The following is a 15,520-nucleotide window of genomic DNA, read 5'->3' on the forward strand; positions in this document are numbered from 1 at the left end:
ATCGCCTACGTCATCTACACCTCCGGCAGCACCGGCATCCCCAAGGGCATCGTCATGCCCCACCGGGCCCTCAGCTTCCTGCTCGCCTGGCAAATCCGGCAGTCACCCAACCCCCTCGCGGTGACACTCCAGTTCGCCTCCCTCAACTTCGACGTCTCCATCCAGGAGTTCTTCGCCTCCTGGTGGGTAGGCGCCCACGTCGTCCTCCCTCTCGGGGGCCTTCGCCAGGACATCCCAGCCCTCCTCGACTTCATGCACGCGCAGAAGGTCGAGCGGCTCTTCCTCCCCTTCGTCGCACTCCAGGCCATGGCCGACTCCGTCTCCCATGGCGCCACGCTTCCTTCTTCGCTTCGCGAAGTCGTCACCGCGGGGGAGCAACTCCAGGTCAACGCCACCCTCACCGCCTTCTTCGAGAAGCTCCCCGGCAGCGTCCTCGAAAACCAGTACGGCCCCTCCGAGGCCCACGTCGTCTCCGCCTTCCGCCTCGACGGTGCGCCCTCCGCTTGGCCTCGCCTGCCTTCCATCGGCAGCCCCGTTGGCCATACGCAGCTCTACGTCCTCGACTCCCTCGGTCAGCCCGTCCCCATCGGCGTCGCCGGTGAAGTCTTCGTCGGCGGCACCCACCTCGCTCACGGCTACCTGGCTCGTCCGGACACCACCGCCGCGGCCTTCGTGCCGAATCCGTTCAGCAGCATCCCCGGCTCTCGTCTCTACCGCACCGGTGACTCCGCTCGCTGGAAGGCCGACGGCACCCTCGAGTTCCTCGGCCGCCTCGACTTCCAGGTGAAGGTGCGTGGCTTCCGTGTCGAGTTGGGCGAAGTCGAGTCCGTCCTCCGCATGGCTCCCGGCCTGCGCGACGCCGCAGCCGTCGTCCGTGAGGACGTCCCGGGCGACAAGCGCCTCATCGGCTACGTCGTCCTCTCCTCCGACGCTCCGCTTGACGCAGAGGCCCTCCGCGCCTTCCTCCTCCAGCGCCTCCCCGAGTACATGGTGCCCTCCGCCTTCGTCTCCCTGGCGGCACTGCCCCTGACTCCCTCCGGGAAGCTCGCTCGCAACCGTCTCCCTGCTCCGGACGTCGACGCCTTGCGTGGCGACTCCTCCTTCGTCGCTCCTCGCAATCCCGCCGAGGAGAAGCTCGCTTCCATCTTCTCCTCCGTCCTTCGCCTGGAGCGCGTCGGCGTCACCGACAACTTCTTCTCCCTCGGTGGCCACTCGCTCCTCGCCACCCAGGTCATCTCTCGCATCCGCTCTTCCTTCGGCGTCGAGCTGCCTCTGCGGGCCCTCTTCGAGGCCCCCACCGTCGCCTCTCTCGCCTCGCGCATCTCCTCCGCTTCTCGCGAGGCCCTCGGCGCTCAGCCTCCTCCCATCCTCCCTGTTCCTCGCACCGGGCCCCTCCCCCTCTCCTTCGCCCAGCAGCGCCTCTGGTTCATCGACCAGCTCCAGCCCGGCTCCTCCACCTACAACATGCCTTCCTTCGTGCGCCTCTCAGGCCCACTCGATTCGAAGGCCCTCCAGCTCAGCTTCGACTCCCTCGTCTCCCGTCACGAAGCGCTGCGCACCTCCTTCATCCAGAAGGATGACCAGCCGTTGCAGGTGATCGCTCCGCACTCGGAGCTACCGGTGACACACGTGAACCTCCGGGAGCTCGCGCCCGAGGTCCGCGGCGCCGAGGTCGAGCGTCTGCTGCGCGAGGAGTACCAGCGGCCCTTCAACCTCTCCACGGGTCCGCTCATCCGCGCTCAGCTCCTGGAGCTCAGCGACACCGAGCACGTCCTCGCCCTCAACATGCACCACATCGTCTCCGACGGTTGGTCCATGGGTGTCCTCATCCAGGAGGTCGCCGCCCTCTACGACGCCTTCTCCCACGGCAGGCCTTCTCCCCTCGCCCCTCTCTCCATCCAGTACGCCGACTTCTCCGTCTGGCAGCGCTCCTGGCTCCAGGGCCCTGTCCTCGACGCTCAGATCGACTACTGGCGGCACCAGCTCGCGGACCTCACGACGCTCGAGCTGCCCTTGGACAAGCCGCGTCCTGCCGTCCAGACGTCCGCGGGCGATGTGGCGCTCATCACCCTTCCGCTCGCGACCACGGAGAAGCTCAAGAGCCTGTGCCAGCAGGAAGGGGCGACGCCCTTCATGGCCCTGCTCGCCGTGTGGCAGCTCCTGCTCTCCCGCTACTCGGGCCAGGATGACATCGCCGTCGGCTCCCCCATCGCGGGTCGTCACCGCTCGGAGCTCGAGGGGCTCATCGGCTTCTTCGTCAACACGCTCGTCCTGCGCTCCCGCGTCGACGCGCACGCGTCCTTCCCGCACCTGCTGCGACAGGTGAAGGAGGCGGCGCTCGGGGCCTACGCGCACCAGGACATCCCCTTCGAGCGTCTCGTCGAGGAGCTGCAGCCCACGCGCGACATGAGTCGCAGCCCGCTGTTCCAGGTCCTCTTCGTCCTCCAGAACACGCCGGCCTCGGCTGTCCAGACGCATGAGCTCTCCCTGAGCCCGGTGGACATCAGCGGCGGGACCTCGAAGTTCGAGCTCCAGCTCAGCCTCGTCGAGTCCCCCGAGGGATTCTTCGGAGGCCTCAGCTTCAACACCGACCTGTTCGAGCGCGCCACCGCCGAGCGCATGGCGCGTCACTTCGAGCGCCTCGTCGAAGCCATCGTCAACAACCTCGACGCGCCGGTCTCCGCGCACGCCATGCTCACGGAGGACGAGCGCCGGCAGGTCCTCGTCGACTGGGCCTCGGCGCCGCTGAGCGCCCCCGTCGACTCCACGATTCCCGAGGCCTTCGCCCGCGCCGTGGCGCTCGCGCCCGACGCCCCCGCCCTGGTCTTCGGCGAAACGGCGCTCACCTACCGGCAGCTCGACGAGCGCTCCAACCAGCTCGCCCGGCTCCTGCGCCACCACGGCGTCACCACCGATGACCGCGTCGCGCTCTCCCTGGAGCGCTCCTTCGAGCTGGTCATCGCACTCGTCGCCATCGTCAAGGCGGGCGCGGCCTACGTCCCGCTCGACGCGTCCTATCCGTCGCACCGGCTCCTCGCCATGATGGAGGACACCCAGCCGCGCCTGTTCCTCACCTCACGCGCGCTGGTCTCCAAGCTGCCGACCGAAGGCGTCACCACGCTGATCCTCGAGGAGGTCGACACCTCCGCGCAGCCGGCTGGACCGCTGCCCTCCCTGGCCCTCCCCGAGTCGCTCGCCTACGTCGACTTCACCTCCGGCTCCACCGGCAGGCCCAAGGGCGTGGGGACACTTCACGCTGGCGTGCTGCGGACGCTCGTCGGCGCGACGTACACGCGCTTCGGCCCCGAGCAGACCCATGTCCTGCTCGCGCCCATCTCGTTCGACGCCTCGACGTTCGAAATCTGGGGCGCGCTGCTGCACGGCGCTCGGCTCGTGGTGCCGCCGGCCCACACGCTGTCGCTGGAGGAGATCGAACTCACCGTCTCGCGGCACGGCGTGTCCACGCTGTGGGCCACCAGCGGTCTGTTCTCGCAGCTCGCGGACGCGGTGCTCCCGGGGCTGAGCACGGTGCAGCACGTCCTCACCGGCGGCGACGTGGTCTCGCCGGTCCACGCCCGCAAGGCGCTGACGGCCTGGGGCGCGCAGGTCACCAACGCCTACGGCCCCACCGAGTCCACCGTCTTCGCCACCACCTTCGCCATCACACGCGCCGAGGACATCGGCGCCACGCTGCCCATCGGTCGGCCCATCCAGGGAACGCGGCTCCTCGTCCTCGACGCCTCGCTCCAACCCGTGGCTCCGGGGGTCACCGGAGAACTCTTCATCGGTGGCGAGGGACTCGCTCGCGGCTACCTGCTCCGCCCGGACCTCACGGCCGAGCGGTTCGTCCCCGACCCGTTCTCCGCGTCGCCGGGTGCGCGCCTCTACCGCACGGGCGACCTGGTCCGCTGGCGCGCGGATGGCACCCTCGACTTCCTGGGCCGCGCCGACTCGCAGGTGAAGCTGCGTGGCTTCCGCATCGAGCTGGCGGAGATCGAAGCCGCGCTGCGTGAGTACTCGTCCATCACGAGAGCCCTCACGCTCGTCCGAGAGGACGTGCCCGGGGACAAGCGCCTCACCGCGTACTTCACCGCGTCCTCGCCCGTCGACCCGGCCTCCCTGCGCGCCTTCCTCAAGCAGCGGCTGCCCGAGTTCATGCTCCCGTCGTTCCTCATCCCGCTGGCGGCCTTCCCGCTGACCGCCAACGCGAAGCTCGACAGGAAGGCCCTGCCGGCGCCCGACACCCTCGCCTCGTCCGCCTTCGTCGCGCCACGAAACCCCACCGAGGAGCTGCTCGCGGCCATCTGGGCGGACGTCCTGCGACTCGACAAGGTGAGCGTCGCCGACGACTTCTTCGAGCTGGGTGGACACTCGCTGCTCGCGACGCAGGTGGTCTCGCGCGTCCGGAGGGCCTTCGAGGTCGAGCTGCCCTTGCGCGCCCTGTTCGAGGCGTCGTCCATCTCCGCCCTGGCCTCGCGAATCCTGGCCGTGAGGGGAGAGTCCGGGACGCAGGCGCCGCCTTTGGCGCCCGCGCCTCGCACGGGGGAGATACCGCTGTCCTTCGCGCAGCAGCGACTGTGGCTGGTGGACCAGTTGGAGCCCGGCAGCTCCGCGTACAACATCCCCTCGGCGCTGAGGCTCCGCGGCACGCTGAACGTCGCGGCGCTGGAGCGCGCCTTCACCGCGCTCGTCGAGCGTCACGAGTCCCTGCGCACCACGTTCCTCGCGCGCGACGGTGAGCCCATCCAGGTCATCCATCCGGTGCGGGCGTTCGTGCTGCCCGTCGTGGCGCTGGGCATCCTGCCCACCGAGGAGCGCGAGGAGCGCGCCGTGCGCCTCGCCACCGAGGAGGCCCAGCGTCCGTTCGACCTGGCGCGAGGGCCGGTGCTGCGCGCCATGTTGCTGCGCCTCGCCGCCGAGGAGCACGTGCTGCTGGTCACCCTGCACCACGCCGTCTCGGACGGTTGGTCGATGGGTGTGCTCATCCAGGAGCTCGCGTCCCTGTACGAGGCGTTCTCCACGGGCGTCGAGGCGCGGCTCGCGCCGCTGCCCATCCAGTACGCGGACTTCGCCGCGTGGCAGCGCTCGTGGCTGAAGGGCGACGTGCTGGAGCAGCAGCTCGCCTATTGGAGGAAGCAGCTCGGTGAGCTGCCGCCGCTGCTGGAGCTGCCGACGGACAAGCCGCGTCCGCCTGTCCGCAATCCGCGCGGAGCCTCGCGTCCCGTTCGGTTGTCGCGGGAGCTGACCGAGCGACTGGCCGTCCTCTGCCGCCAGGAGGGCGCCACGCCGTTCATGGCGCTGCTCGCCGTGTGGCAGGTCCTCCTCTCGCGCTACTCGGGGCAGGACGACATCGCCGTGGGTTCGCCCATCGCGGGCCGCACGCGGACGGAGACCGAGGGGCTCATCGGCTTCTTCGTGAACACCCTCGTGTTGCGCACCCGGGTCCGTCCGGGACTGCGATTCCGTGAGCTGCTCGCCCAGGTCCGGGCCACGACGCTCGCGGCCTACGAGCATCAGGATGTGCCCTTCGAGAAGCTCGTCGAGGAGCTGAAACCCCAGCGCAGCCTGAGCCACACGCCGCTCTTCCAGGTGATGCTGTCGCTCCAGAACATCCCCGTCGCGAGCCGCACCGTGGCGAGCGCGACCGAGGACAGTCCGCCGCTGCATCTGGAGCCGTTCGCGCAGGACCACCAGACGACGAAGTTCGACCTCACGCTCACGTTGTCACAGACGCCGGACGGGCTGGCCGGTGGGCTCAGCTACCGGGTGGACCTGTTCGACGACGCGACCATCGAGCGTTGGGTGGGGCATCTGCACACGCTGCTGGAGGCGGCCATCAACGCCCCCGACACGCTCGTGGGCGAGCTGCCGATGTTGTCCGCCGAGGAGCGCCGCCGCGTGCTCGTCGATTGGAACTCGACGCGCCGGGAGATGCCCTGGAAGGGTGCCTTCCACGAGCTCTTCGAGGCCCAGGCCACCCTCACGCCTGACTCGCTCGCCGTCCTCGACGACTCCGCGTCCCTCTCCTTCTCCGTCCTCAACCGGCGCGCCAATCAGCTCGCGCACCTGCTTCGCGCTCGCGGCGTCGGGCCCGAAGTCCGTGTCGCATTCTGCCTGGAGCGCTCCGTCGACTCCCTCGTCGCCCTCCTCGCCATCCTCAAGGCCGGCGCCGCCTACGTCCCCCTCGACTCCGCCTACCCCCGCGAGCGCCTCGCCTTCATGCTCCAGGACTCCGGCGCTCCCTTCGTCCTCACCCAGTCCCACCTCCTGCCTCGTCTCGACACCGGCGTCTCCACGCCTCTGTGCCTCGATGACTCAGCCCTGCGTGACTCCCTTGCCGCGCTCCCGGACTCCAATCCGCCTCGCGTCTCGCTTCCCTCCCACGCCGCCTACGTCATCTACACCTCCGGCTCCACCGGCAGGCCCAAGGGCGTCCTCATCCACCACTCCTCCGTGGTGAATCTCCTCCACGCCCTCTCCTCTTCCGTCTACTCCGACGTCCAGCGCCCTCTTCGCATCTCCCTCAACGCCCCTCTCTCCTTCGACGCCTCCGTCAAGCAGCTCGTCTTCCTCGCCCTCGGACACGCCCTCTGCTTCGTCCCCCAGGCCGCTCGCGAAGACGTCCCCCTGCTTCTCTCCTGGCTGTCTCGTCACCAGCTCGACGTCCTCGACTGCGCCCCCTCCCACCTCCGCCTCCTCCTCGACGAGGGCCTCGCTTCTTCTTCTCGGCCCCTTCGCGTCCTCATCGGCGGTGAGGCCATCGACGACTCCCTCTGGGCGACGCTCTCCTCCTCGCCTTCCCTGCGCGCCTTCAACGTCTACGGCCCCACCGAAACCACCGTCGACGCCACCGCGCTCCACATTACCTCCGCCTCTCGGCCTGCTCTCGGCCCTCCTCTCCCCAACGTCTCCACCTTCATCCTCGACGCCTCCCTCCAGCCCGCTCCCATCGGCGTGCCTGGAGAGCTCTTCGTCGGTGGTGACGGTGTCGCGCGTGGCTACCTCGCCCGGCCGGACCTCACCGCTGAGCGCTTCATCCCCAATCCGTTCTCGGACATCCCCGGCTCGCGCCTCTACCGCACCGGTGACAAGGCTCGCTGGCTGCCTCACGGCCACCTCGAGTACCTCGGCCGCATCGACTTCCAGGTGAAGCTGCGCGGCTTCCGCATCGAGTTGGGTGAAGTCGAGGCCGCTCTCGAAGCCCTTCCTTCCGTCCACCACGCCGCCGCTCTCGTCCGCGAGGACGTCCCGGGACTCAAGCGCCTCGTCGCCTACGTCACCCCGGCTGACGTCGACACCTCGGCCCTCCGCACCGAGCTGCTTCGCAACCTCCCCGAGTACATGGTGCCCTCGGCCTTCGTCGCCCTGGACTCCCTGCCCCTCAACACCCACGGCAAGCTCGACAGGAAGGCCCTCCCCGCCCCCGACTCCGGGCCCACTGACTCCTTCCTCGCGCCTCGCAACTCCACCGAGACGCTCCTCGCCTCCATCTGGGCAGAGGTCCTCCACCTCGACGCCGTCAGCGTCTCCGACGACTTCTTCTCCTTGGGTGGCCACTCCCTCCTCGCCACCCAGGTCGTCTCCCGCATCCGCAAGGCCTTCCAGGTCGAACTGCCCCTGCGCGCGCTCATCGAAGCGCCGACCATCGGGGAGCTCGCGCAGCGGGTCGAGGCAGCTCTGAGTGAGGGCCCGTCCAACACACGGCCTCCGCTGGTTGCGGCGCCTCGTACCGGGCCGCTGCCGCTGTCCTTCGCTCAGCAGCGACTGTGGTTCCTCGACAGGCTGGAACCCAACAACGCCTCCTACAACATCCACTCGGGCAAGGTGCTCGATGGCCACCTGGATACGGCCGCGCTGGAGCGGGCGATCCAGGAGCTGGTGCAGCGACACGAGGCGCTGCGCACCTCGTTCCACGTGCAGGAGGACGGCACCGCGGTCCAGGTCATCCATCCGCACGCCGAGCTATCGGTCCCCGTCATCGACCTGCGACATTTGACGGGTCCCGCGCTGGACGCGGAGGTGGGGCGGTTGACCTCCGAGGAGTCCGGCAAGCCGTTCAACCTGACGAGCTCGCCCCTGCTGCGTGCGTCCCTGTTGCGCGTGACGGAAGAGACCCACGTACTCCTCGTCACGGTGCACCACATCGTCTCTGATGGCTGGTCCAATGGAATCCTGCTGCGCGAAGTGGGCGCGCTCTACGAGGCGTTCTCGCAGGGACGTCCGTCTCCGCTCGCGCCGCTGGAGTTCCAGTACGCGGACTACGCGCTGTGGCAGCGCGACTGGCTGAAGGACGAGGCACTGGAACAGCAGCTCTCTTGGTGGAGACAGCAGCTCGCCAGCGCTCCACATGCGCTGGAGCTTCCGACCGACCGACCGCGACCGCCCGTGCAGACGCATGTCGGCGCAACGCTGCCCGTCCACCTGAGCACCGAGCTGACCGAGTCACTCCGCGCGCTGTGCAAGCGCGAGGGCGTCACGCCCTTCATGGTGCTGCTCGCCGCGTTCCACACCTTGATGGCGAGGTACTCGGGGCAGGACGACATCGTCGTCGGCTCGCCCATCGCCAACCGACAGCAGACAGAGCTGGAGGGCATCGTCGGGTTCTTCGCCAACACGCTCGCCCTGCGTGCGCGGCTGACCGGGACAATGTCGTTCCGCGAGCTGCTCGCGCAGCTCAAGGAGACGACGCTCGGGGCCTACGCGCACCAGGACGTGCCGTTCGAGAAGCTCGTCGACGAGCTGAAGCCCGAGCGAGACCTGAGCCGTTCTCCGCTGTTCCAGGTGATGCTCGCGCTGCAGAACACTCCGCGACAGGCGCGTGGTGATGCCCGTCGAGAGGAGGCGGCTCCCACGCCGGGCCCCATGACCGTCACCCACGGCAGCGCCAAGTTCGACCTGTCACTGCTGCTCGCGGACCACGGCGACGACATCAGCGGTCTGCTCGAGTTCAACACCGACCTGTTCACGCCGGCCACGGCCATGCGGATGGGCGCGCACTTGCAGCGGCTGTTGCAGTCCGCCGTCCGCGACCCCAGTCAGTCCATCTGGCGACTGCCGATGCTCGATGCACAGGAGCGTCAGCAGATCCTCGTCACCTGGAATGACACCTCGGGCGAGTCGCACGCCGTCACGACGATGCATGGGCCGGTGGAGGCACAGGTGCGTCGCACGCCTGACGCCATCGCGCTCTCCGACGGTACGCGCTCGCTCTCCTACGCCGCGCTCGACGCTCGCTCCAATCAGCTCGCTCACCACCTGCTCGCCCTCGGGGTCTCTCCTGGCAGTGCCGTCGGCATCTGCCTCGACAAGTCCCTCGACATGGCCGTCGCCGTCCTCGCCACCCTCAAGGCCGGCGCCTTCTACGTCGCCCTCGACCCCAACTACCCCGCTGAGCGCCTGGCCTTCATGCTCGCGGACACCCGCGCGCCTGTCGTCCTCACCCACTCCTCCCTCTCCTCCGTCCTCCCCGCCTCCTCCTGCGCTCGACGCATCCTCGTCGACTCCGAGGCCGACTCGGTGGCCCTGCGCCCCTCGGTGGCGCCCGCCATCCACGTCTCCCCCGAGGACATCGCCTACGTCATCTACACCTCCGGCAGCACCGGCATCCCCAAGGGCATCGTCATGCCCCACAGGGCCCTCAGCTTCCTGCTCGCCTGGCAAATCCGGCAGTCACCCAACCCCCTCGCGGTGACACTCCAGTTCGCCTCCCTCAACTTCGACGTCTCCATCCAGGAGTTCTTCGCTTCCTGGTGGGTAGGCGCCCACGTCGTCCTCCCTCTCGGGGGCCTTCGCCAGGACATCCCAGCCCTCCTCGACTTCATGCACGCGCAGAAGGTCGAGCGGCTCTTCCTCCCCTTCGTCGCACTCCAGGCCATGGCCGACTCCGTCTCCCATGGTGCGACGCTTCCTTCTTCGCTTCGCGAAGTCGTCACCGCGGGGGAGCAACTCCAGGTCAACTCCACCCTCACCGCCTTCTTCGAGAAGCTCCCCGGCAGCGTCCTTGAAAACCAGTACGGCCCCTCCGAGGCCCACGTCGTCTCCGCCTTCCGCCTCGACGGTGCGCCCTCCGCGTGGCCTCGCCTGCCTTCCATCGGCAGCCCCGTTGGCCACACGCAGCTCTACGTCCTCGACTCCCTCGGTCAGCCCGTCCCCATCGGCGTCGCCGGTGAAGTCTTCGTCGGCGGCACCCACCTCGCTCACGGCTACCTGGCTCGTCCGGACACCACCGCCGCCGCCTTTGTGCCGAATCCGTTCAGTGGCATCCCCGGCGACCGCCTCTACCGCACAGGTGACTCCGCTCGCTGGAAGGCCGACGGCACCCTCGAGTTCCTCGGCCGCCTCGACTTCCAGGTGAAGGTGCGTGGCTTCCGTGTCGAGTTGGGCGAAGTCGAGTCCGTCCTCCGCATGGCTCCGGGCCTGCGTGACGCCGCCGCTGTCGTCCGCGAGGACGTCCCGGGCGACAAGCGCCTCATCGGTTACGTCGTCCTCGGCACTGACGCTCCGCTTGACGCAGAGGCCCTCCGTGCCTTCCTCCTCCAGCGCCTCCCCGAGTACATGGTGCCCTCCGCCTTCGTCTCCCTGGCGGCACTGCCCCTGACTCCCTCCGGGAAGCTCGCTCGCAACCGTCTCCCCGCCCCCGACGTCGACTCCCTGCGTGGCGACTCCTCCTTCGTCGCTCCCCGCAACCCCGCCGAAGAGAAGCTCGCCTCCATCTTCTCCTCTGTCCTCCGCCTGGAGCGCGTCGGCGTCACCGACAACTTCTTCTCCCTCGGTGGCCACTCGCTCCTCGCCACCCAGGTCATCTCCCGCATCCGCTCCTCCTTCGGCGTCGAGCTGCCGCTGCGGGCCCTCTTCGAGGCCCCCACTGTCGCCTCTCTCGCCTCTCGCATCTCCTCTGCTTCTCGTGAGGCGCTCACCGCCCAGCCTCCTCCCATCCTCCCCGTTCCTCGCACCGGGCCCCTCCCCCTCTCCTTCGCCCAGCAGCGCCTCTGGTTCATCGACCAGCTCCAGCCCGGCTCCTCCACCTACAACATGCCTTCCTTCGTGCGCCTCTCAGGCCCACTCGATTCGAAGGCCCTCCAGCTCAGCTTCGACTCCCTCGTCTCTCGCCACGAAGCGCTGCGCACGACCTTCTTCGAGCGCGACGGTCAGCCCTTCCAGCGCGTCAGTCCGAACGGAGAGCTACCGCTGACGCGGGTCGACCTGCGGGGACTCGACGAAGAGTCCTCACGCATGGAGATCCAGCGAAGGTTGCGTGAGGAGTACCAGCGGCCCTTCGACCTCTCCACGGGTCCGCTCATCCGCGCTCAGCTCCTGGAGCTCAGCGACACCGAGCACGTCCTCGCCCTCAACATGCACCACATCGTCTCCGACGGTTGGTCCATGGGTGTCCTCATCCAGGAGGTCGCCGCCCTCTACGACGCCTTCTCCCACGGCAAGCCTTCTCCCCTCGCCCCTCTCTCCATCCAGTACGCCGACTTCTCCGTCTGGCAGCGCTCCTGGCTCCAGGGCCCTGTCCTTGACGCACAGATCGACTACTGGCGTCACCAGCTCACGGGCATCCAGCCCCTGGCGATGCCCATCGACAAGGCCCGGCCTCCGCTCCAGACCTTCCGAGGCGCCACGCAACCCGTCCTCATTCCCCAGGCCGTCACCGCGAAGCTCAAGGCGCTCTGCCAGCGTGAAGGCTCCACGCCCTTCATGGCGCTGCTCGCGGCGTGGCAGCTGCTGCTCTCGCGGCACAGCGGACAGGACGACATCGCCGTCGGCTCGCCCATCGCCGGCCGTCACCGCTCCGAGGTCGAAGGCCTCATCGGCTTCTTCGTCAACACGCTCGTCTTCCGTGCCCGCATCGCTCCACGCGCTTCGTTCGTCGAGCTGTTGCGTCAGGTGCGTGAGACCGCGCTCGGCGCCTACGCGCACCAGGACATCCCCTTCGAGCGACTCGTCGAGGAGCTGCATCCCGCGCGCGACCTGAGCCGCAGCCCCCTGTTCCAGGCCCTGTTCGTCCTCCAGAACACGCCCGAGTCCTCCATCCAGAAGACCGAGCTGACGCTGAGCCCGGTCGACGTGGGCTCCGTGGTCGCCACCGCCAAGTTCGAGCTTCAGCTGAACCTGACGGAGACCCCGGACGGCGTCTTCGGAGGACTCGGCTACAACACGGACCTGTTCGAGCGAGCCACCATCGAGCGCCTGGCCCGGCACTTCGAGCAGCTCGTCGAGGCCATCACCCAGCGCCCCGAGGCCGCCCTCTCCGAGCACGCCATGCTCACGGAGGACGAGCGCCGCGACGTCCTCGGCACCTGGGCCCTGGCGCCCGCGCGAGTGTCCACGGACTCCACGCTCCCGGAGGTCTTCGCCCGCGTCGTGGCCCAGACTCCCGATGCCGTCGCGCTCATCCACGGCGATACGAGCCTCACGTACCGACAGCTCGACGAGCGCTCGAACCAGCTCGCCCGACACCTGCGCGCCCTCGGCATCTCCACGGACTCCCGCGTCGCGCTCGCCCTCGAGCGTTCACCCGAGCTCGTCATCACCCTGGTCGCCATCCTCAAGGCCGGCGCCGCCTACGTCCCTCTCGACACGTCCTATCCGCGGGAGCGTCTGGTCTCCATGCTCGAGGACTCGCGGCCCGGAGCCCTCATCACCACGAGGGCGCTGCTCCCCAACCTCCCCGCGGAGGGCCTCACCACGGTCCTCCTGGACGAGGTCTCACTGGCGCACCAGTCCATCGACGCCGTGCCGCACGCCGCCCTCCCGGAGTCGCTCGCCTACGTCGACTTCACGTCCGGCTCCACGGGCAGGCCCAAGGGCGTTGGCAGCACCCATCGCAACGTCATCCGCACGCTCATCGGCACCGACTACACGCGGTTCGGTCCCGAGCAGACGCACCTGCTGCTCGCGCCCATCTCCTTCGACGCCTCGACGTTCGAAATCTGGGGCGCGCTGCTGCACGGCGCGCGACTGGTCATCCTCCCGCCGCACGCGCCCTCGCTCGAGGAGCTCTTCCAGGCCATCGCCCGCCACGGCGTCACCACGCTCTGGGCGACCAGTGGTCTGTTCGCGCAGCTCGTCGAGGCCCGTCTGCCCGCGCCCGCCTCGCTCCAGCGCGTCCTCACGGGCGGCGACGTCGTCTCGCCAATCCACGTCCGCCGCGCGCTGACGGAATGGGGAGTGCCCGTGGGCCACGCCTACGGCCCCACCGAGACCACGGTCTTCGCCACGATGTTCACCATCGAGGGCGTGGAGGACATCGGGTCCACGCTGCCCATCGGCCGCCCCATCCTCGGCACGAGCGTCCGGGTCCTGGACGCGTCGCTTGAGCCCGTCCCCGTCGGTGTCACGGGCGAGCTGTTCATCGGCGGCGAGGGCCTCGCGCGGGGCTACGTCGGCCAGCCTTCGCTCACCGCGGAGCGCTTCATCCCCGACCCGTTCTCCTCCGAGCCCGGCGCTCGCCTCTACCGCACCGGCGACCTCGTTCGCTGGCGGCATGACGGCCTGCTGGACTTCGTCGGCCGCGCGGACGCGCAGGTCAAGGTCCGAGGCTTCCGCATCGAGCTGTCCGAGGTCGAGTCGGCCCTGCTCGCGCATCCCGCCATCCGGGAGACCGTGGCCATCGCGCGCGAGGACGTCCCTGGTGACAAGCGCCTCGTCGGCTACTTCGTGGGTGACGACGTGGACACGACGTCGCTGCGCGCCTTCCTCAAGTCGCGGCTACCCGAGTTCATGGTGCCGTCGTCCCTGCTGCGGCTCGCCGCGCTCCCGCTCACCGCGAACGCGAAGCTGGACCGCAAGGCGCTGCCGGCTCCCGAGTCCGTCCTCGGCGCACCGTCCGAGACGTACGTCGCGCCGCGCACGCCTACCGAGGAGCTGCTCGCGTCCATCTGGGCGGACGTCCTCCGAGTCCCCCAGGTCGGCGTCTCGGATGACTTCTTCGAGCTGGGTGGCCACTCGCTGCTCGCCATCCGCTTGATGGCGCGGATTCGCGAGCGGACGGGCAGCTCGCTCCCCGTCACCGCGCTCTTCCAGGGCTCCAGCATCGAGCGACTGGCCTCCGTGCTCGAAGCGCAGCAAGCCGGAGTGCGCGCCCTGCCGAACCTCGTGCGACTCGACGCGGGCACGTCCACCGAGCGCCCGCTGTTCCTCGTCCATGGCGGCGGCGGCAGCGCGCTGGGCTACACGGAGCTGGTGCGCAGGCTCACTCCGAGCCGTCCCATCCACGGCTTCTCCGCCAGCGGGCTCGACGGGGGAGAGCTGCCTCCGGCCTCGGTCGAGGTCCTCGCGCGCGACTACCTGTCGCAGCTTCGCGTCGTGCAGCCCAAGGGGCCGTACCTGCTCGCGGGCTGGTCCTTCGGCGGGCTCGTCGCGCACGAGATGGCGCGTCGACTCCAGGCGCAGGGTGAGCAGGTGGAGCTGCTGGTCCTGGTCGACAGCCACGCGCCCAAGCCGGAGCCGCGCCCGGCCCCCGAGGCGCTCACGCAGCTGGTCTCGTTCGCACACATCCTGGGGCTGCCGTGGCGGGAGCTGCCGGTGGACCGGGAGCGGCTGATGCGGCTCGAGGGGCGCGAGCGACTGGCGTATCTGCTGGAGCAGGCGCGGGTCGTCTCCCCGGGGTTGGCGTTGGACTTCGACACGGCGGAGCGGCTCTTCGCCCTCTATCAACGGATGAGCGCCGCGCAGCGGGCCTACGTCCCCACGGGCACGCCGTACGAAGGGCCCAGCGTGCTCATCCGGGCCAGCACGCCGCTCGAAGGCGTGACGGTGACACCGGACCTCGGCTGGGGTGCGTGGCTCGCGACCGCGCCCACGGTGCACGAGGTCCCGGGAGACCACTACACGATGCTGCGCGCGCCGCAGGTCGACACGCTCGCGGCGCTGTTCGAGCAGCTCCTCGCGGCGCTGAAGCGGGACGCGGCCTGACGTCTCCCGTCAGGCGCGACACGACGGAATAAGCGCGGCGGCTCTGGGTTTCCAGGTCCGCCGCGCGAACACACCCCGCCGTCCTGTCACGGAGCCCGCGTGAAGCTGTCTCTCCTGCTGCTCTCCTGTCTCGTGTCGCTGCCCGCCTTCGCGCAAGCAACAGCCAAGGACACCACCGCGGCGCGTCAGCAGCTCACCGCCGTGGTCGACGACTTCCGCGACGCCATCCTCCAGAAGGACAAGAAGAAGTTCCTCGGCTTGTTCCTGCGCGAGGACATCACCTGGCAGTCCGTCGATGGCGACGAGCTCATGAAGCGCCGTCGTCAGAAGAACCCCCAGGCGACCCGAATCAATCTGACGGCACGCGAGACTCCGACGCGGTTCATCGACGGAATCGTGGCGGACAAGGGGCGCAGCGAGGAGAAGTTCACCAACGTCCGCATCGACACGGACGGAACCATCGCCTCGGTCTCCTTCGAGTTCACCTTCCTCTTCGATGACCGCGTCATCAACCGAGGACAGGAGAGCTGGCACCTGGTGAACACGGACTCGGGCTGGAAGATCGCCTCCGTCATCTGGTCCAACAACTAGGGCGGGTGAA

The 15,520-nt window shown here is 69.1% G+C and carries 2 protein-coding genes (1 of these 2 only partly in view); both read left to right on the plus strand.

Annotated features, from left to right (window positions below):
• On the plus strand, positions 1–14,919 hold the final stretch of the coding sequence (locus tag OWM54_RS06555) for a non-ribosomal peptide synthase/polyketide synthase (RefSeq protein ID WP_267696923.1). Its footprint begins 18,666 nt before the window's first position; only the last 14,919 of its 33,585 coding nucleotides appear in the window; its start codon lies beyond the left edge, outside the window; it ends in the stop codon at positions 14,917–14,919.
• A 99-nt stretch (positions 14,920–15,018) separates the two neighbouring features.
• On the plus strand, positions 15,019–15,510 hold the full coding sequence (locus tag OWM54_RS06560) for a hypothetical protein (protein ID WP_267696924.1): 492 nt from the start codon (positions 15,019–15,021) through the stop codon (positions 15,508–15,510).
• The last annotated feature ends 10 nt before the right edge of the window (positions 15,511–15,520 follow it).

Source organism: Myxococcus sp. MISCRS1 (assembly GCF_026626605.1).
In the GTDB taxonomy this organism is placed as follows: Bacteria; Myxococcota; Myxococcia; order Myxococcales; family Myxococcaceae; genus Myxococcus; species Myxococcus fulvus.